The sequence below is a fragment of the Roseisolibacter agri genome (genome assembly GCF_030159095.1).
Taxonomy (GTDB): Bacteria; Gemmatimonadota; Gemmatimonadetes; order Gemmatimonadales; family Gemmatimonadaceae; genus Roseisolibacter; species Roseisolibacter agri.
In genome coordinates this window covers 54,539-72,306 of sequence record NZ_BRXS01000003.1, presented here as the reverse complement: position 1 = coordinate 72,306, position 17,768 = coordinate 54,539, and the positions used below count along the sequence as shown (strand labels likewise).

Annotated in this window: 19 protein-coding genes; 6 read left to right on the top strand and 13 right to left on the bottom strand. The window is 75.6% G+C overall.

Annotation, left to right across the window (positions count from 1 at the left end):
- Window positions 1-8: 8 nt before the first annotated feature.
- Both rosag_RS09045 and rosag_RS09040 read left to right on the top strand, forming a co-directional pair.
- A complete protein-coding gene (locus rosag_RS09045) occupies window positions 9-662 on the top strand; it encodes a hypothetical protein (RefSeq protein WP_284349766.1) in 654 nt (217 codons plus the stop codon).
- A 55-nt stretch (window positions 663-717) separates the two neighbouring features.
- Complete coding sequence (locus rosag_RS09040; protein ID WP_284349765.1) at window positions 718-2,043, top strand: flotillin family protein; 1,326 nt, start codon at window positions 718-720, stop codon at window positions 2,041-2,043.
- Between the two features lie 345 nt (window positions 2,044-2,388).
- Here rosag_RS09040 and rosag_RS09035 read toward each other — a convergent pair whose 3' ends face one another.
- From rosag_RS09035 to rosag_RS09020, 4 genes are all read right to left on the bottom strand, one after another.
- The gene (locus rosag_RS09035; RefSeq protein ID WP_284349764.1) at window positions 2,389-3,873 is read right to left on the bottom strand and encodes a potassium/proton antiporter; all 1,485 of its coding nucleotides are present in this window, start codon (window positions 3,871-3,873) and stop codon (window positions 2,389-2,391) included.
- Window positions 3,870-5,612 carry a cation:proton antiporter domain-containing protein gene (locus rosag_RS09030; RefSeq protein ID WP_284349763.1) on the bottom strand — a complete coding sequence of 581 codons (1,743 nt, stop codon included), beginning with the start codon at window positions 5,610-5,612 and terminating at the stop codon, window positions 3,870-3,872. Before rosag_RS09030 ends, rosag_RS09035 begins: the two co-directional genes overlap by 4 nt.
- 87 nt (window positions 5,613-5,699) lie before the next feature.
- Window positions 5,700-6,041 (bottom strand): hypothetical protein, encoded by a 342-nt coding sequence (locus rosag_RS09025; RefSeq protein ID WP_284349762.1) that lies wholly within the window; start codon window positions 6,039-6,041, stop codon window positions 5,700-5,702.
- 131 nt (window positions 6,042-6,172) lie between these two features.
- A complete protein-coding gene (locus rosag_RS09020) occupies window positions 6,173-6,643 on the bottom strand; it encodes a GNAT family N-acetyltransferase (RefSeq protein ID WP_284349761.1) in 471 nt (156 codons plus the stop codon).
- 50 nt (window positions 6,644-6,693) lie between these two features.
- On the opposite strand from rosag_RS09020, the gene rosag_RS09015 reads away from it, so the two are divergent.
- The 3 genes from rosag_RS09015 (at window position 6,694) to rosag_RS09005 (ending at window position 8,247) form a co-directional block, all read left to right on the top strand.
- Window positions 6,694-7,044: a DMT family protein gene (locus rosag_RS09015; protein WP_284349760.1), complete on the top strand. Its 351-nt coding sequence runs from the start codon at window positions 6,694-6,696 to the stop codon at window positions 7,042-7,044.
- A gap of 276 nt (window positions 7,045-7,320) precedes the next feature.
- Window positions 7,321-7,803: a hypothetical protein gene (locus tag rosag_RS09010; RefSeq protein ID WP_284349759.1), complete on the top strand. Its 483-nt coding sequence runs from the start codon at window positions 7,321-7,323 to the stop codon at window positions 7,801-7,803.
- A gap of 3 nt (window positions 7,804-7,806) precedes the next feature.
- Window positions 7,807-8,247 (top strand): hotdog fold thioesterase, encoded by a 441-nt coding sequence (locus rosag_RS09005; RefSeq protein ID WP_284349758.1) that lies wholly within the window; start codon window positions 7,807-7,809, stop codon window positions 8,245-8,247.
- A 1-nt stretch (window position 8,248) separates the two neighbouring features.
- On the opposite strand, the gene rosag_RS09000 is transcribed toward rosag_RS09005, so the two are convergent.
- The 8 genes from rosag_RS09000 to rosag_RS08965 form a co-directional block, all read right to left on the bottom strand.
- A complete protein-coding gene (locus rosag_RS09000) occupies window positions 8,249-8,803 on the bottom strand; it encodes a GAF domain-containing protein (protein ID WP_284349757.1) in 555 nt (184 codons plus the stop codon).
- On the bottom strand, window positions 8,800-9,111 hold the full coding sequence (locus tag rosag_RS08995) for a hypothetical protein (protein ID WP_284349755.1): 312 nt from the start codon (window positions 9,109-9,111) through the stop codon (window positions 8,800-8,802). The genes rosag_RS09000 and rosag_RS08995 overlap by 4 nt, the downstream gene beginning before the upstream one ends.
- Before the next feature lie 2 nt (window positions 9,112-9,113).
- Window positions 9,114-10,361 (bottom strand): HEAT repeat domain-containing protein, encoded by a 1,248-nt coding sequence (locus rosag_RS08990; RefSeq protein WP_284349754.1) that lies wholly within the window; start codon window positions 10,359-10,361, stop codon window positions 9,114-9,116.
- Window positions 10,362-10,495: 134 nt separating this feature from the next.
- Complete coding sequence (locus rosag_RS08985) at window positions 10,496-10,780, bottom strand: DUF5985 family protein (RefSeq protein ID WP_284349753.1); 285 nt, start codon at window positions 10,778-10,780, stop codon at window positions 10,496-10,498.
- Window positions 10,773-11,051: a DUF5985 family protein gene (locus tag rosag_RS08980; protein ID WP_284349752.1), complete on the bottom strand. Its 279-nt coding sequence runs from the start codon at window positions 11,049-11,051 to the stop codon at window positions 10,773-10,775. The genes rosag_RS08985 and rosag_RS08980 overlap by 8 nt, the downstream gene beginning before the upstream one ends.
- Window positions 11,052-11,054: 3 nt before the next feature.
- The gene (locus rosag_RS08975) at window positions 11,055-11,462 is read right to left on the bottom strand and encodes a hypothetical protein (RefSeq protein ID WP_284349751.1); all 408 of its coding nucleotides are present in this window, start codon (window positions 11,460-11,462) and stop codon (window positions 11,055-11,057) included.
- A gap of 199 nt (window positions 11,463-11,661) precedes the next feature.
- Window positions 11,662-13,164: an alpha,alpha-trehalose-phosphate synthase (UDP-forming) gene (locus tag rosag_RS08970; RefSeq protein ID WP_284349750.1), complete on the bottom strand. Its 1,503-nt coding sequence runs from the start codon at window positions 13,162-13,164 to the stop codon at window positions 11,662-11,664.
- Complete coding sequence (locus rosag_RS08965; protein WP_284349749.1) at window positions 13,161-13,544, bottom strand: hypothetical protein; 384 nt, start codon at window positions 13,542-13,544, stop codon at window positions 13,161-13,163. Before rosag_RS08965 ends, rosag_RS08970 begins: the two co-directional genes overlap by 4 nt.
- 316 nt (window positions 13,545-13,860) lie before the next feature.
- Here rosag_RS08965 and rosag_RS08960 point away from each other — a divergent pair, with 316 nt between their 5' ends.
- Window positions 13,861-16,740: an AfsR/SARP family transcriptional regulator gene (locus rosag_RS08960; protein ID WP_284349748.1), complete on the top strand. Its 2,880-nt coding sequence runs from the start codon at window positions 13,861-13,863 to the stop codon at window positions 16,738-16,740.
- A gap of 184 nt (window positions 16,741-16,924) precedes the next feature.
- Here rosag_RS08960 and rosag_RS08955 read toward each other — a convergent pair whose 3' ends face one another.
- Entirely contained in the window at window positions 16,925-17,767 is an 843-nt protein-coding gene (locus rosag_RS08955; RefSeq protein WP_284349747.1) for a D-hexose-6-phosphate mutarotase, read from the bottom strand.
- Window position 17,768: the final 1 nt, after the last annotated feature.

Here is a 17,768-nt window from a genome sequence, read left to right as displayed (position 1 = left end):
GCCACCCCATGGACACCTACACCTTCTCCCTCGCCCTCGGCGCCGCCGGCCTGACGGTCATGGCGGCCAGCGGCCTGGGACGCCACGGCCATCACGGCCAGTCGGGCCACCAGGTCCACCACGGCCCTGATGGCCATCACGGCCACGATCACGGCGCGGCGCATCATCACGATGCCGCGCCGCACCACGGCGCCGCGCAGCACGCGGCCGCGCCCCATCACCACGGCGGGCGCGACGTCCTCTGGTCGCTCGCGTCGCCGCGCGTCCTCTGCAGCGCGCTCGTGGGCTTCGGCGCGACGGGGCTGCTCCTGCGCCCGTTCGTGGGCGGCGTCGCGCTGGTCGCGCTCGCGCTGCTCGGCGGCGTCGCGTTCGAGCGGCTGGTCGTCGCGCCGCTCTGGCGCTTCCTGCTGCGCTTCGCCTCCGCGCCCGCGCGCACGCTGGAGAGCGCGCTGCTCGACGAGGCGCGCGCCGCCAGCGGCTTCGACGCCAACGGCCAGGGCCTCGTCGCCCTCGAGGTCGACGGGCAGGTCGTGCAGGTGCTCGGCACCCTGCGCCACGAGGACCGCGTGCTCGGCCTGCGCGTGCGCGCCGGCGACCGGCTGCGCGTCGAGCACGTCGATCCCGAGCGCCATCGCTGCACCGTCTCGTTCCTGGGCCGCTGACGCAGAGGCGCGCGGCTCCGCTTCCCATACCGGCCCGCATGGGCCGAGGACCACCATGGCACTGACCTCCTACGTCGTGATCGCGATCGTGCTGGGCGTCGTGTTCGGGCTCATTCCCGCCATCGTCGCGGCGTTCCTGCGCAACGTCGAGGCGGGCACGATCCGCATGGTCAGCTGGCTGCACGGCGGCACCGTCATCTACCGCGGCCCCGGCAAGTCGAAGGAGATCCCGCTGCTGACGACGGGCACCACGCTGTCGAGCAAGGTGATCAACGTCGATCTCGACATCACCGACCAGACGGCCGACGTCGACGAGACGGGGACACCGCGCCCGATCAAGGTGCGCGTGCTCGCGAGCGCGATCGTCTCGGTGGGCGACACGGACGCGCTCATCAAGACGGCCGCGAACCGCTTCTTCGCGAAGCCGGAGCCCGACCAGGTGAGCACGCTCACCGATCTGCTCTCGAGCTCCGGGCGCCGCGCGATCAACCTGCTGACGCACGACCAGCTCTTCTCCGCGAAGACGGCGCCCGCGCCGCGCGCGCTGCCGGCAACGTCGGCGCTGCCCGCGGCCACGCCGGGCACGTCGCTCACGCCGCTCCTCGCGCCAGCCGCCACGATGCAGGCGATGCAGGCCGCCGAGGACGACGACGATCCACTGGCGGTGATCATCCGCAAGGCGTGCTCGCGCGAGCTCACGGACCTGGGGCTGATCTTCAACTCGCTCAACATCAAGGTGGTGCAGTCCGAGGTGGCCGAGGCGCGGCGCCGCCAGTCGGCGGCGGAGGCGCAGGCCAACGCGGAGATCGTTGCCGCGCTGCAGACCCGCCGCGCGCGCGAGGCGCAGCTGGAGGCCGAGCGCGTGATCTCGGACCGGCAGCGCGAGCTGGAGCAGACGCGCGCGTCGAACGCGGCGCTGATCGCGCAGGCGGAGGCGAAGAAGCAGGACGCGCTCGCCGTGCAGCGGACGTCGGAGCTGGACGCGACGCAGATCGCCCAGGCACGCGCCGACGCGGAGCGCGTGCGCATCGAGGCGCAGGCGGCCGCCGAGGCGGAGGCGATCCGCATCCGGACGGTCGCCGCCGCGACGGCGGAGAGCATCGAGAAGGTGAACGCCGCGATCCAGGCGGGTGGCGAGAGCTACTTCCGCTATCGCCAGGTCGAGATGCTGCCGCAGCTCGCGCCCGCGATCGCGTCGGCGCTCGCCGAGGCGAAGCTGGTGACCATCGCGAGCGACGGCCGCGGCGCACCGGAGGCGACGACCGGCAACATCGCGGGCGTCATCCAGACCGTGCTGGCCGCGCAGCTGGTGACGCGCGGCGGGCTGCTCGACGGCGCGGTCGAGAATGGAGCATCGTCGAGTCGACTGCCCGTGCGGTAGGCAGCGCGCAGGACTCGAACGGGAAACGGCATTCGACAGGATGATAGGATGACCAGGAGGCTCCGCAGAGCGCACAGGACCACGCGCACCGCGGAGCCTCTTCGTCATCCTGTCATCCTGTCTTGTATTCGTCGTTCGGGCCTCGCGCGCTGGACCCCTCTGGCCGTTGGAGGGATGCGGATGCTCCGGATGCAGCGGATCGAACGGATCGTCCCGCGTGGCGGCGACGCTCCATGCGCCACACGGAGCGATCCGAATGATCCGTTCCGATCCGGAGCATCCGCGTCCTCTCCAACAGGCAAGAGGACCGGCGCACCGGCGCATCCCGAGCGGCCGTGCACGCCGTCAGTCTCCCTCCGGCCGCCCGAACATCAGCTGCACGATCGGCAGGTCCTCCGGCCGCGTGAACACGTACGCGTGGTCGCCCGGCGTCAGCACCGTGTCGCCCTTCGGCGCCAGCAGCTCGCGTCCGCGCACGATCAGCACGACCGACGCGCCCTCGGGGAACCAGAGGTCGCGCAGCGCGACGCCCGCCACCGCCAGCTCGTCGCCGACGTGGAACGACAGCAGCTCGCCCTCCAGCGGCTGCATGCTCTCGATCTCGAGCACCGCGCGCGGCGCGGGCGGCTCGCCCGACTCGAGGCCGAGCTTTCGCGTCACCCACGGCACCGTCGCGCCGGGGATCAGCGCGTTCACGACGACGATGAAGAACACCACGTCGAACACGCGTGCCGCGCCGGGCGCGCCCGCCAGCACCGGGAACGTCGCGAGGATGATCGGCACCGCGCCGCGCAGCCCGACCCAGCCCACGTACGCGACGTCGCGCCGCGTGTAGGCGCGGAAGGGCGCGAGGCACGCCGCGACGACGACCGGCCGCGCGACCACCGCCAGGAACAGCGCGAGCACGAGCCCCGTCCCCGCCACCTCCGCCAGCCGCGTGGGAAAGACGAGGAGGCCGAGCACGAGGAACATCACGATCTGGCTCAGCCACGCGAGCGCGTCGTGCACGCGCAGCAGCCCGGGACGGAAGGGCAGGGGCCCGTTCCCGATGATCACCGCGGCGACGTACACGGCGAGGAAGCCGCTGCCGTGCACCAGCGTCGGCACGGCGAACGCGAGGAACGCGATGCCGAGCGTGAGCGCGGGATACAGCCCGCCGGCCGGCAGGCGCACGCGCGTCAGCACCGCGCGTCCGCCGCGTCCGATCGCCATGCCCAGCGTGCCGCCGACGACGATCTCGCGCAGCACGTCCACCGCGAGGTGCCAGTCGAGCGCGCTCGCGGGCCGCAGCAGGTGCGCCGTCATCGCCATCGTCAGGATGACCGCCATCGGGTCGTTGAGGCCCGACTCGACCTCCAGCGTCGTGCCGACGCGGCGCTTGAGGTTGATGCCGCTGGAGCGCAACACGGAGAACACGGCCGCCGCGTCCGTGGACGAGACGACGGCGCCCATGAGCAGCGCCTCCGGCCAGTCGAACGAGAGCGCGTGCGCGGCCGTCGCGACGAGGCCCGCCGTCCCGGCCACGCCGGCGGTCGCCAGCACGCCGGCCGGCCGCACCGCGTCGCGCACCGCGTGCATCGGCGTGTTCAGGCCGCCGTCGAAGAGGATCAGCACCAGCGCGACCGTGCCGATGCGGAACGCGAAGCCGTAGTTCTCGAACGCGATGCCGCCGAGCCCCTCGGAGCCGGCCAGCATGCCGATGCCGAGGAAGACGAGCGCGACGGGGATCGCGAAGCGCTGCGACGCGCGGCTGAAGAGCGCGCTCACCGCCAGCAGCGCGCCGAACAGCGCCAGCAGGACCGCGGTCGCGACGGGCTCGGTGGTGCTCACGCCTCGGCCTCCCGCGCCTCGCGCCGCTCCAGCGCGCGCACCGTGCGCTCGGCGCGCTGCGCATCGCAGCCGAGCGCCGCCAGCGTGTGGCGCGCCATGCCGATCGCGAGCTGGTGCTCGCCCATCAGCGCGTGCGCCACGCCGATGCGCTCGAAGTACTCCTGCGCCTCGGTGCTGTGCGTGCGCACCACGGCGTCGATGCCCGGTCGCGCGCGGCGCGCCAGCTCCACGATGTGCCGCGCATGGTACGGGTCGGGCGCGGCCACGACCACCACGCGCGCGCGCTCCGGGTGCGCGTGCGCGAGCACGCCGGCCCGCGAGGCGTCGCCGTACACCGCCGGCACGCCGCGGTCGCGCAGCGCCTCGACGGTGCGGTGGTCGCGCTCCACCACGACGTAGGGCAGCCCCTCGCGCGCCAGCGCCTCGCCGATCGTGCGCCCCACGCGGCCGTGGCCCACGAGCACTGCGTGGTCGCGCAGCGCGGGCGTCGGCGACGCATCCGGCACGACGGCGACGCCCGCGGGCACGCGCTCCACCCGATCGAGCACGTGCGGCCGCAGCGCCAGCCACCGCTCGGCCGCGCCCGCGGCGGCCAGCAGCAGCGGGTTGCCCGCGATGCTCACCAGCGCGGCCGCGAGCACGAGGCTCCGCCCCTCGGGCGGCAGCACGCCGAGCGCGACGCCGAGCCCCACGAGGATGAAGGAGAACTCGCCGATCTGTCCGAGGCTGGCGGCGACGACGAGCGACGCGCGCGCCGGATGCCCCAGCCGCACGAGCAGCACGAGCGCCGCGAGCGCGTTGCCGGCGAGCACCACGCCCACCGCGGCCAGCACGCGCAGCGGCTCGCGCACCAGGATCAGCGGGTCGAAGAGCATCCCCACCGACACGAAGAAGAGCACCGCGAACGCGTCCTGCAGCGGCAGCGCGTCGGCGCCGGCCTGGTGGCTGAGGTCCGACTCGCTGATCACGACGCCCGCGAAGAACGCGCCGAGCGCGAACGACACGCCGAACAGCGCGGACGCCCCCACGGCGACGCCGAGCGCGATGGTCAGCACGGCGAGCGTGAACAGCTCGCGCGAGCCGAGGCGCGCCACGCGGACGAGGAGCCAGGGCACCGCGCGCCGACCGACCACGAGCATCAGCGCCAGGAACGCGCCGACCTTCGCGAGCGTGAGCGCGAGGCCCGACCAGAGCGCGCCGTCGGCGCGCGCCGCGCCCGCCGGCGCGAGCGCCGGCAGCAGCACGAGCACGAGCACCATCGCCAGGTCCTGCACGACCAGCCAGCCGACGGCGGTGCGCCCGTCCGCCGTGTCGAGGCGTCCCCGCGCCTCCAGCGTGCGGAGCACCACGACGGTGCTCGCCACCGACAGCGACAGGCCGAGGACCAGCGCCCCCTCCCAGGGCCAATCCCAGGCGCGGGCGAGGGCCGTCCCCAGCGCCGTGGCGGCGCCCATCTGCAGCAGCGCGCCCGGCACGGCCACGCGGCGCACCGCCAGCAGGTCGCGGGGCGAGAAGTGCAGCCCCACGCCGAACATCAGGAGGATGACGCCGATCTCCGCGAGCTGGCCCGCGATCGCGGCATCGGTCACCCAGCCGGGCGCGAACGGCCCGAGCGCGGCACCGGCCAGCACGTACCCGATGAGGGGCGGCAGGCGCAGGCGCGCGGCCAGGGCCCCCATCAGGAAAGCGAGCGCGAACGCCGCAGCGATCGTGGCCAGGAGCGCGGTCTGGTGCGGCATGCGCGTACGAGAACACCGCACACTCCCGCCGCCAAGGCTCGGCCCCGAATCCGCCGCGGCGCCGGGCGGTCCGCCGCCCGCGGCGGCTCAGTCGGCGCGCTGGTCGGCGGTGTAGTAGGCCGTGATCGCGCGCCGCATCACGAGCGCGACGACCTCCTGCGGATCGTCGTCGGCGCGCAGCGGCCGGACGTGGGCCAGCAGCAGCCGCTTCAGCCGCGCGAGCATGCGCTCCACGGGCTCCTCGTGGACGCGGGCGCGGCGCACGAACAGCGACAGCGCTCCGTCGACGTCCATGCCGCGCCGGTCGCGTGCCTCGACCGCCCGCGCGAGCGCGCTGGCGGTCGGGTCGGACGTGGACGGGTCGTACGGGCGGGCGGCGGGCGAGAGCGTCGGGAGCGTCGGGAGCGTCGGGAGTGTCGGGAGCGGCATGCGTCGGTCCGGCGTGAGGGTCGGCCGGACGATGGCATCCACGTGTCCGCGTGCCGTGGCGGAACGGTCGCGGGCGGGTAACGACCGCTGCGCGCGGCGGCGTCCGAGATCCGCAGCCCCCAGTCCGCCCCTCAGGCGGTGCGCAGCATCTCCACGTGCGGGATCCCGTCCTCCAGGTACTCCGGCCCCGCGACGTGGAAGCCGAGGCTCTCGTAGAAGCGCTCCAGGTAGCGCTGGGCGCCGATGCGCACCGGCGATCCCGGCGACAACGTCGCCAGCCGCGCCAGCGCCTCCCGCATCAGCGCACGTCCCAGCCCGCCGCGTCGCGCGGCGGGGTGCGTCACCACGCGGCCGATCGACGCCTCGTCGTACATCGCGCCGGGCGCGAACAGCCGCGCGTAGGCGCCCAGCAGCGGCGCGCCCTCGGCGTCGCGCGTCCAGCCCAGCAGGTGCCACGCGCGGTCGTCCGCGCCGTCGATGTCCAGGAAGGGGCAGCTCTGCTCGACGACGAACACGCGCTGGCGGAGCTGCAGCAGCGCGTACAGCTCGTCGCGCGTCAGGTCGTGGTACGGCGCCAGGCGCCAGGTGACGGAGTCCGACATGCGCGCATCATATTCCCGGTCCGTTCCCGCTGCCATCCGCGCCTCCTGCCATGCCCGCGACGCTCCGCACCGTCCTGCTGCTGACGCTCTCGAACGTCTTCATGACCTACGCCTGGTACGGCCACCTGCGGTCGCTGGCGGAGCGGCCCTGGTGGATCGCGGCGATCGTGAGCTGGGGGATCGCGCTCTTCGAGTACCTGCTGCAGGTCCCCGCCAACCGCATCGGCTTCACGGTGCTGACGCTGCCGCAGCTGAAGATGCTGCAGGAGGTCATCACGCTGCTGGTGTTCGTGCCGTTCAGCGTGCTGTACATGAAGCAGGCGCCGCGGCTCGACTTCCTGTGGGCGGGGCTGTGCCTGCTGGGGGCGGTCTACTTCGTGTTCCGCGGCCACGGAAGCTGAGCGCTGCGTGTGGCGTGCTGCGTGCCGCGTGAACGGCCTCGGGACGCGTCGGTGCGCCGGACCCGTTCGCCTGCTGGGGGGACGCGGATGCTCCGGATCCGAACGGATCACTCGGATCGCCCCGTGTCGCGCATGGAGCGTCGTCGCCGCGCGGAGCGATCCGCAGCATCCGTCGTGATCCGGAGCATCCGCATCCCTCCAAACGGCAGCAGGGGTCCGGCGCGTGGAGGCATGCCACGCAGCACGCAGCACGCCGCACGCCGCTATCTTCTCCCCATGCCCGCCGTCCCCTTCGCCCAGCTGCCCGACGACGCCCGCGTCTGGGTGTTCGCCGCGGCCGACCCCGTGCGCGGCGCCGCAGCCGAATCGCTGCTGGCGCGCGTCGACCAGTTCCTGTCCGTGTGGTCCGCGCACGGCGTGCCGCTGCGCTGCGCGCGCGACTGGCGCGACGATCGCTTTCTCGCCGTCGGCGTCGACCAGTCCGTCGAGGGCGCGTCCGGCTGCTCGATCGACGGGATGTTCCGCGCGCTGCACGCGCTCGAGCCCGTGCTCGGCACCACGCTGCTCGGCGGCGGGCGCGTCTACTGGCGCGACGACGCCGGCGACGTGCAGGTGGCCGACCGCGAGGCCTTCGCGGCGCGCAGTGGCGGCGGCGCCGACCGGCCCGTGTTCGACACCACCGTCACCACCGCGCGCGACTGGCGCACGCGCTTCGAGCGTCCGCTGCGCGAGTCCTGGCACGCCCAGCTCGTCGGCTGAGCGATGACGACACCCCGCATGACCGACGAGGTGCGCGCCTGGCTGCAGGGCTTCCCCTCGCGCGGCCTCGTCGACCACCTCGGCATCGACGTGATCGAGGCGGAGCCCGCGCGCGTGGTCGCGACGATGTCGGTCGAGCAGCGCGTGCACCAGCCGTACGGGCTCCTGCACGGCGGCGCCTCGGTCGCGCTGGCCGAGAGCGTGGCGTCCATCGCCGCGTCGCTCAACATCGACCGCGCGCGCTTCATGGCGGTCGGCCTCGAGATCAACGCCAACCACCTGCGCCCGGTGCGCGACGGCGTCGTGACCGCCGTCGGCACCCCGGTGCACGTGGGACGCAGCACGCAGGTGTGGGAGATCCGGATCAGCGACGCGCGCGAGCGCCTCGTGTGCATCTCGCGCTGCACGCTCGCCGTCGTGCCGCTCGAGCGCGAGCCCGCGTAGGCTAGGCGCGCGGCTCGCGCCGCTCGAGGTGTGCGACGACGTCGTCGGCCAGCGCGCGCAGCGTCGCGATGTCCGCGTCCGCGAACTGCCGCGGCTCCTCGCCCGCGACGCACAGCGTGCCGACCGCCACGCCGCGCGACGTGACCAGCGGGACGCCCGCGTAGCAGCGCAGGTTGTCGATCGTCACCGGCGGCGACTCGCGCACCAGCGGATGCACGGTCGCGTCCTCCACGACGAACGGCGCCAGCGACGCGACCGCGAAGCGGCAGAAGCTCCACTCCACCGGCCCGCCGTGCGTCTCGGCCATCCAGCCGTCGAGGCCCGTGTGCGCGAGGAAGAACTGCGCCTCGTCGAGGACGATCGTCACGAGGCCGATGGGCAGCGACAGCGCGCCCGCCGCGGCGCGCACCGCCGCCGACAGCACCGCGTCGGCCGCCGGCTGGTCGAGGCCGAGACGCGCGACCTCCGCCAGCCGCGCCCGGTCGTACACGGCGGCGGCCTCGGGGCCGGTCAGCGACGCCGCGGCGCGCGGCACGGGCTCGGGAATGGAGGTCACGGGACGGACGGCGCCGAGCGGCGCCGCAGCAGGAGGTAGGTCGCGAGCCGGATCGCGAACGAGCGGCCGATGACGCGCGTCACGCCGTCCTGCTGCGCGAGCACGTCGGCGACCCGCGCGAGCGCGCCGGGCGGGAAGGGGGCATCGTCGGCGCGCAGGCCGGCCGCCTGCAGCGCTTCGGCGAGCACCGTTGCCGCCCGCTCGGCCCCGAACTGGCGCGTCAGCGCCAGCAGCAGGTCGGCCTCGGCGGGCGCCGGCAGCCCGTAGCCGGGGATGCGCATCGGACGCGCGGCGGGCGTCGCGGCCATCGTCATGCGGCGAGCGTCGCGAGCAGGCGCCGCGCGGTCTCGCGCACCGCGGGCTCGCGGTCGTCGATCAACGCGCGCAGCGTCGCGTCCGCGGCGGCGCCGCGCGCCTGCGCCAGCGCGTGCAGCGCCGCCACACGCACCGCCGCGCCCTGATGCGCCTCGCGCGCGCCGGCCAGCCGCAGCAGCCGCTGCACCGCGTCGAAGGTGCCGACGCGCCCGAGCGCCGCCACGGCTTCGAGCCGCACGTCCGGATCGGCCTCGCGGTCGAACGCCGCGATCAGGCGCGCGGCCGCCGCACGCCCCGGCGCACCGCCCGGCGCCGCGATCGCGCGCACCGACAGGCGCCGCACGGTCGTCGACTCGTCCGACAGCACGCCGCGCAGCGCGTCGCGGGCGACGGGCGTCGCCAGCCGGTCCAGCGCGACCGCGGCGGCCTCGCGCACGCGCACGTCCGGATGCGCCAGCAGCAGCGCCAGCGGCACCTCCGCCTCGCGCGCCTCCAGCGCGCCGAGCAGCTCCGCGACGTTGCGGACGACGTACCACTGCGGATGCTGCAGCGCGTCCACCAGCTCCGCGACGCCCGCGCCGATGTCGAGCAGCGCGTCGAAGCAGCGGCGGCGCGCGGCGATCGACTCGGCCGCGGCCAGCCGCGCGATGAGCGCGCGCGCGCCGGCGTCGCCCTCGCGGCGCAGCACCGCGCCCGCCGCCGCGTGGATCTCCGGCGCGACGTCCTCCGCCAGCAGCGCGGCCGCCGCGTCCAGCTCGGGCGCGCTCGCGGGCCCGCCATGCGCGACGGCGCCGCGCACCAGCACGAGCGCGCCCGCCAGCGCCGGCGACAGCTCGGGATCCGCCGTCACGCCGTCGGGCGCGGCGACCAGCCGCACGCTCCACAGCCGCCGCGCGTCCAGCTCGCGCACCAGCGCCGTGCCGGTCGCGCCCTCCGCGTGGGCGAGCAGCCCCGCGAGGTGGGCGACGTCGCGCACGCCCGCGCCCGCGCGCACGGTGAGCCGCGCGATGCGCGCCTCGCGCAGCGTCGTCACGAGCGCCTGCTCCTCCGCCGTCGCGCCCAGGTGCGCGACGCCGTTCACGCGCAGCGTCCGCCCGTCGACCGCGAGGTCGAGCGAGACGTGGCGGGCCGTGCGGACGGCGGTGCGCAGCGCGGCGCGCCGGAGGTCCGCCTCGGCGCGCTCGGCGCGGAGGAGCAGGACCAGGCGGGCGACGTCGCGCAGCAGGAGGGCGGGCGTGGACATGCACGGGCGGGAACGACACGCCGCGACACCGCCCGGAGGGGGCGGGGGCCACGCGTCACTGTCCTTCCCAGTGTCGGCCGCCTCCCGCCCGTGCTTGACCGCTCACGCCCGCCCGCGCCGCGTCGGCGCCCGCTTCAGCGCGAGCCGCGCGGCGCCCGGTTCTGGAGCGCGATCCCCGTGAGGATCAGCAGGAACGCCGCGAGCCGCACGACGTGGCTCCACGGGAAGGCGTCCGGCGGCACCTCGAACAGGATCAGCGCCAGGCGCTGCGCCGCCAGGAGCGCGAACGCGAGCGCGAACCAGCCGAACAGCGCGACGCGCGTGCGCCGCCAGAAGCGCGTGAAGAAGAGCGCGGCGAGCGCGTAGCCCATGGCCAGCGCGCCCGCGACGGCCAGCATCAGCCCGGTCGTGTCACGCATCGGCATCCCAGATGAAGCCGTAGAGCAGCAGCGACACGCCGACGAGCGCCGGCAGGGTGCGCACCATCGACAGGTCGGACGCGGGCGCGAAGCGCGTGTCCACCACCAGCAGCACGTTGTTCAGCGCCAGCCCGCAGAAACAGAGCCCGCTCCAGAGCAGGAGGCGCTGGCGGGCGCGCCGGTACGCGCGCAGCAGCAGCACCGCGCAGGCGAGGCTGGTGATCGCGCAGAGCGTGTAGACGAGCAGTCCGATGTCCATGAGACCGTCCATGCTTCAGCCGTCCTCGCGGCGCAGACGGAATGCGTCCGCGAACGACTGCACCGCCGACGGCGCACGCGTCGGCGTCGCGGGGCGACTGTAGATGGCGCGGATGAGCGTCACGGGCTTCGTCTGGTACATCTCGGCCAGCGCGTCGACGGCCTGGCGCGCGGCGTCGTCCGCGGGCGCATAGCGGTACGCGTCGTCGCCCGCGCCGGCGATCAGCGCCGCGGCGGTCAGCTCGGCGAGGCAGCGCCGCGCGGCGTCCGGCGTCGGCAGCTGCGCCTCGGTCGCGATGGCGGCCGCCGTGCGCGACTCCGGCGCCACGCGCCTGAGGAGGAGCAGCGCCTCGGCGTGCGCCATCGACGCCACCGGTCCGCCGATGAGCGCCAGCACCGCGGCGGGCAGCCCGGCGTCCGTCATCCGCGCGCGGCGGTCGACGTGGGCAGGGCGCGCGCGTGCGCGCGGCGCGACATGGGGAGATGCGAAGCGATGCCGGTGGGCATGGTCGGAAACGATAGCGAGGTGCGCGCGGTCGTGCAGGGGTGCACACGCGACTGCGGCGCGCGGATCGAGATCTCCGCGCGCCGCAGCACGTGCCCGTGCGTCGATGACCGGCGTGTCAGCGCCCCGGGCCGCGGCGCTCCGATGCCTGCAGGTCCGCGCCCAGCAGCGCCAGGCACTCGTCCGCCCAGCGCCGCACGTCGTGCGCGTCCACGCGCGCGCGCAGCCGGCGCATGCGCACGCGCCGCTCCGCCGGCGACATGTCGAGCGCGCGGGCGTACGCGCGACTCAGCTCGCCCGCGTCGCGCGGATCCACCAGCAGCGCCGCGCGCAGCTCGGCCGCCGCGCCGGCGTGCTCGCCCAGCACCAGCACGCCCTTCTCGTCGATGCGGCTGGCCACGAACTCCTTCGCGACGAGGTTCATGCCGTCGCGCAGCGGCGTCACCAGCATCACGTCGGCCGCGCAGTACATCGCCGACAGCTCGACCTCGTCCACGCTGCCGTAGACGTACGTGACGGGCTGCCATGCGAGCGTCGCGAAGCGGCGGTTCACGCGCGCGACCAGCGCCTCCACCCGCGCGCGCAGCTCGCGGTACGCGGGCACGTCCTCGCGCGACGGCACCGCCAGCTGCAGCAGCCGCGCACGGCCGCGCAGCTCGGGACGCTCGTCCAGCAGCCGCTCGAACGCCGCCAGCCGCTCGGGGATCCCCTTGGTGTGGTCCAGCCGGTCGACGCCGACGAACAGGGGCCCGCCGGCCGCGCGCAGCTCCTGCACGCGCCGGATCACGCGTGGATCCGTGGCCCGCGCCGCGAAGCCCGCGGCATCGACGCTCATCGGACAGGCGTGCACCGACACCGCGCGCCCGTCGTCGTCCGCGAAGCCCGCGCCCGAGGCCAGCTCGACGTCGCGGCCCAGCGTCGCGCGCACCGCATCGCCGAAGCGCGCCGCGTAGGCGGGCGTGTGGAAGCCCACGACGTCCGCGCCCAGGATCCCGTCGAGCAGCGTGCGCCGCTGCGGCAGCGACGCCATCGAGTCGGGGAACGGCGTGTGGAGGAAGAAGCCGGTGCGCAGGTCCGGACGCCGCGCCCGCAGCAGCCGCGGCACGAGCATCAGATGGTAGTCGTGCACCCACACGCGGTCGCCCGGCCGCGCTTCCTCGGCCACGACGGCGGCGAAGCGCGCGTTGACGGCGCGGTACGTCGCCCAGTCGTCCGGATCCGGGTCGGGGTGGTCGTCGCGATCGTGCAGCACGGGCCACAGCACCCCGTTGGCGAAGCGCTGGTAGAAGCCCGCGATCTCGGGCCCGTGGATCGGCACGCCGAGGGCGTCCACCTCGGCCAGGCGGAGCGCGATCTCGCGCCGGGTGGCGGACGGCAGCTCGGCCGGCGCGCCGGACCAGCCGATCCAGGTGCTCCCCGCCGCGTCGTGCACGCCGCGCAGCCCGGTCGCCAGCCCGCCCGCGCTCGGCGTCAGCTGCACGCGTCCCTCATCCACACGGACGGTCGACGGGAGGCGGTTGGAGACGATGAGCACGCGGCTCGCCGGCGCGACCCGTCGCGCGTCGAGCGGCCGAATGTCGGGCCGGACCTCCGGCGCGCCCAGCAGGCGCGGCGCGGTCATGCGACCTCCAGCTGCGGCTGGCCCGCGCCCCGGTCGAGGCCCGCGACGATCAACGGGCTGGGCGCCTCGTGCGTGAAGTGACGGTACTCCTCCGCGATGTCGTGCATCAGCTCGGTATACCGCACGAAGGCTGCGTAGAACGCCTCGCCCTCGTCGCACAGGCTGCCGACGCCGTGCGAGCCCTGACAGTTGACGAGGCCGCAATGGGTGTACGAACCCAGCGCACGCCCGAGCTCGGTGCCAGCGGCGAGCAGGGTGCGCATGCGCTCCAGCCGGCGCGACTCGGAGGCGCGCAGCGGGAAGCGCAGCATCGCGACCTGCGCGAGCGTCTCGAGATCCGCGCGCGTCACTGTCGCGCTCGGCTCCGTGGATCGGGGCATCGATCACCTCGGTGGGACGGGTGGGGGCGTGCGCACCGCCACGGCTCGGGGTCTGCGGGCGCACTATGCTTCGACGAGGACGGCCCTCGGCGGGCCTGCCGTCGGGCCGCGCCCGCCACGTTCGGGGCGCTGCTCGCGGCACGGGCGGGAGTGTAGACCGGAGCCCTCACGGCATCCTCACGCGAACCTCAGACGGATCTCAAACGGAGCGTAAGTGCTCAGGCTACGGACATTTGGCGGCACTCATGTCGCCGACGCGGCGGGCGAACCCCTGGGCGGCGCGGCGAGTCAGCGCCGCCTCCAGGCGTTGCTCGCGGTGCTCGCCGTGGCCGGCGACAGCGGGCTGAGCCGGGACAAGCTGGTCACCCTGCTCTGGCCCGAGGCGGAGGAGGAGCGCGCGCGCCACTCGCTGACCCAGGCGCTCTATGCCGCGCGACGCGCGCTCGGCGCCGACGACCTGTTCGTGACCTCGGGCGACATCCGGCTCAACCGCGAGCGGCTCACGAGCGACGTCGGGGAGCTCGAGGCCGCGCTCGCGAACGACGAGCTGGAGCGTGCGGCCGCGCTCTACCAGGGGCCCTTCCTCGACGGCTTCTTCCTGCCGGGCTCGGTGGAGTTCGAGCAGTGGGCGACCGCCCAGCGGCAGCGCCTGGAAGACCGGGCCGCCGGCGCGCTCGACCGGCTGGCGCGCGCGGCCGAGGACGCGGGCGACGTGCGCGAGGCGCTCGACTGGCGCCGGCGGCTGGCCGCGATCCGCCCGCTCGACGCCTCGGTCGCGGTCTCGCTGATGACGGTGCTCGCCCAGACGGGCGACCGCGCCGGCGCCCTCCAGCACGCACGCCTGCACGAGACGCTGCTCCGCGACCAGCTCGGCCTCGACCCCGACCCGGTCGTCAGCTCGTTCGCCGCCCGGCTCCGCGAGCCGATCGACTGGCAGCGCGAGGCGCAGCCCGCGGCCGCGGGAGCGACGGCCGCCGCGGCGACCGCGGTGCTCGCCTCGCCGCCCGCCTTCACGCCGACGCTGGCGCCGCCGACGGAGGTCGAGCCGGAGCCCGAGCCCGCGCCGGAGCCCGAGGTCGCTGCCGCCGCGCTGCCGGTCCGCATCGCCGACCCGGACGCGGGACCGGTGCGCGTGGTCCCGGCGCCGGGGCGCCCGCGCTGGCGGCTGGGCGTCGCCGCCGCGATCGCGGTCGTCGTCGCCCTGGTCGCGGGGGTCGTCTGGTGGCGGCGCGAGCCGCCCGCCGCGCCGGTCGCCGCGGCGCCGCGCCTGGAGCAGAAGGTGGTGGTCGCCCCCTTCCGGGTGACCGGCGCCAGCGGGTCGCTCGCCTACCTCCGCGACGGGCTGGCCGAGCTGCTCGCGGCGCGCCTGGCGGACGACAGCAGTGCGCGCTCGGTGGATGCTGGCACCGTCCTGGCCGCATGGCGCTCCGCCGGTCTCACCGGAAGTGGCGAGGTCCCGCGCGACACGGTCGTGCGCCTCGCGGAGCGGCTGGGAGCCGAGCGGGTGGTCGTCGGCAGCGTCGTGGGGACGCCGAGCCGGGTCGTGGTGAGCGCGACCGTCGTCGCCGTCCCGTCCGGGGAGGCGAGCGCCGAGGCGAGCGTGGAGGGGCCGGCGGACAGCGTGACGGCGCTGGTGGATCGGCTCGCGGCGCGGCTCCTGGTCCTCGGTGCCGGCGAGGACGCGTCGCTCTCCAGCCAGACGACCGGGTCGTTGCGCGCGCTGCGGGCGTTCCTCGACGGGCAGGCGGCGTTCCGGCGCGGCAGCCACGCGGTGGCGGTGCGCCGCTTCGAGGAGGCGCTGCAGGTCGACTCGACGTTCGCGCTGGCGGCGCTGCAGCTGGCGCGGGCGAGCGACCGCCTGCACCTGTCGGCGCCGCGCGCGCGGGCGATCGCGCTGGCGTGGCGCGAGCGCTCGACGCTGGACGAGCGCGCGCGGGCGCTGCTGGTGGCGCTGGCGGGCCCGCGCTACCCGGCGCCGTCGAGCGCCGAGGAGCAGGTGGCGGCCTGGGAGCGGCTCATCGACCTCACGCCGGATCGGGCGGAGCCCTGGTTCGAGCTGGCCGCGCGCCTCCACCACGAGGGGGCGACCGTGGGGATCGGCGACGGCCGGACGCGCGCGATCACGGCGCTGCGTCGCGCGCTCGCGCTGGAGCCGACGTACGTGCCCGCGCGCGAGCTGCTGGCGCAGATCGACGCGTCGCAGGCGGTCGACGCGCGCCTGCCGCTCGCGCCCTTCCTCCGCTGGCGGGCGGCCGTCGTCGCCGGCGACTCGACGGCGCTGCGGACGATGCGGGCGTCGCTGGCGCAGCTCGGGCCCACCAACCTGCGCGCGATCGCGATGGCGTCGCAGCAGGACGCGGTGGCGCTGGACGATGCGCGGCGCGCGGTGCGGCAGCTGGCGGCGCGCGGCGGCCGGCCGGCGGACCGGGTGGACGCGCTGCTGGCCGAGCATGCGCTGGCGCTGAACGAGGGCCGCGCGCGCGACGCGCTGGCCGCCACCGAGCGGCTGGCCGAGCTGCGGCCCGGGACGCGCGGGCACCTGCGGCTGCGGGTGCTGGACGCGTTGTACGGCGACGGGCGGCGCGACGCCGGCGACGCCGCGGCGCTGACGCTGCAGCGCGCCGCCGACGCGGCGCCCGCGGCCGAGCCGACGGCGCGCGCGATCCAGCTGGCGGACGTGTGCGTGGTGGCGCATTGGCGGCTGGCGCGCGGCGACACGGCCGGCGTGCGCCGCGCGGTCGAGCAGCTGCGCGCGGAGCCGCTGCGGGTGCCGCTCGCCGCGCCGCCGGCGGCGGCGGGAGGCGCTGCGTGCGCGGCGCTGCTCGAGGCGGCGCTGGCCGTCGAGCGCCGCGCGCCGGATGCGGCGGCCGCGGTCGCGCGGCTCGACGCGCTGGCGTTGACCGCCGCGGTGAGCGACGATGCGGTGGCGTATGCACCCATCCTCGTCGCGCGGCTGCACGCGCGCCTGGGCGACGGTCGCTCCGCGCTCGGTGCGGTGCGGCGGCGCGGGTACCAGGTCGCGTGGCCGCGCTACCTCGCGGCGGCGCTGCGCGACGAGGGGCGCTACGCGGCGCAGGAGGGCGACATGGACGCGGCGCGCGACGCGTACGAGCGCTTCCTGATGCTTCGCGCGGACCCCGATCCGGAGCTGCGTCCACAGGTGGACGAGGTACGCGCGGCGCTCAACGCGCCCTGATCGGTGCATGGCGCGCCGGACCCGAACGACAACGGCAGCAAGGATGAAAGGCTGAGAAGATCTGATAAGAGCGGATGGCTCCGGCGGAGCGCGAGGATTCTCGCGTCACGCGGAGCCATCCGTCTTTATCAGACCTTATCCGATCTTCATCCTTGCAATGCCGTTGTCTGGTCCAACGGGCGACTCAGCGCGCGGTGAGCGTCTGCGCGCCACGCCAGTGCGCGCCCGGCGCCAGCACCACGGGCTCGGCCACCACCGCGGCCTCGACGCACAGGAACCGCGACCAGCCGCCCAGCTCCAGGTCCGACAGCGCCGCCGCACGCTCGGCGCCCGGGTTCCACACCACGACGTCGCGGAAGCCGTCCATGTCGACCGTGAGCGCGGGCGCGCCGGCGTCCCGCAGCTCCAGCGCGGTCGGCACGTCGAGGTAGATGCGATCGACCTCGCCGGGCACCGTCAGCGCATCGTCCCGATCGACGCGCTCCGCGCCGCCCGCGGTGGAGTCGCGATAGCGCAGTCCGCGCAGGCCGTGCAGCGCCGCGCGCGCGACGTCCGCGACGCGCAGGTACGTGTGCAGCGCCGCGGTGAACGAGAGCGGCGCGGCGTCGGCGTTCGTCACCGCCAGCGCGACCTCCAGCGTCGCGCCGCCGATCGTCACCGTCAGCTCGGCGACGAAGCGGTGCGGCCAGATCGCCTGCGTCACTTCCGTGTGGCCGAGCCGCAGCGTCGCGCGCGTGCGGCCGCCGTCGGTCGCGCCGGCGTCGACGAGCGTCCACGGCAGCGTGCGCGCGAAGCCGTGGCGCGGCAGCGGGCCCGACGTCGCGAACTGCGGGAAGATCACCGGGATGCCGCCGCGGATCGCGACGCCCGCGCGCAGCTCCGTGCGCTCGCTCAGGAAGAGCCGCTCGCGCGCGTCGCCGGCCGCCTGCCACGACAGCACGTGCGCGCCGTGCGTCGCGACCTCCGCGCGCGCGCCGTCCGACGCGGTCAGCGTCACCGTGCGCAGGCCTCCACGCTCGCCGTTCATC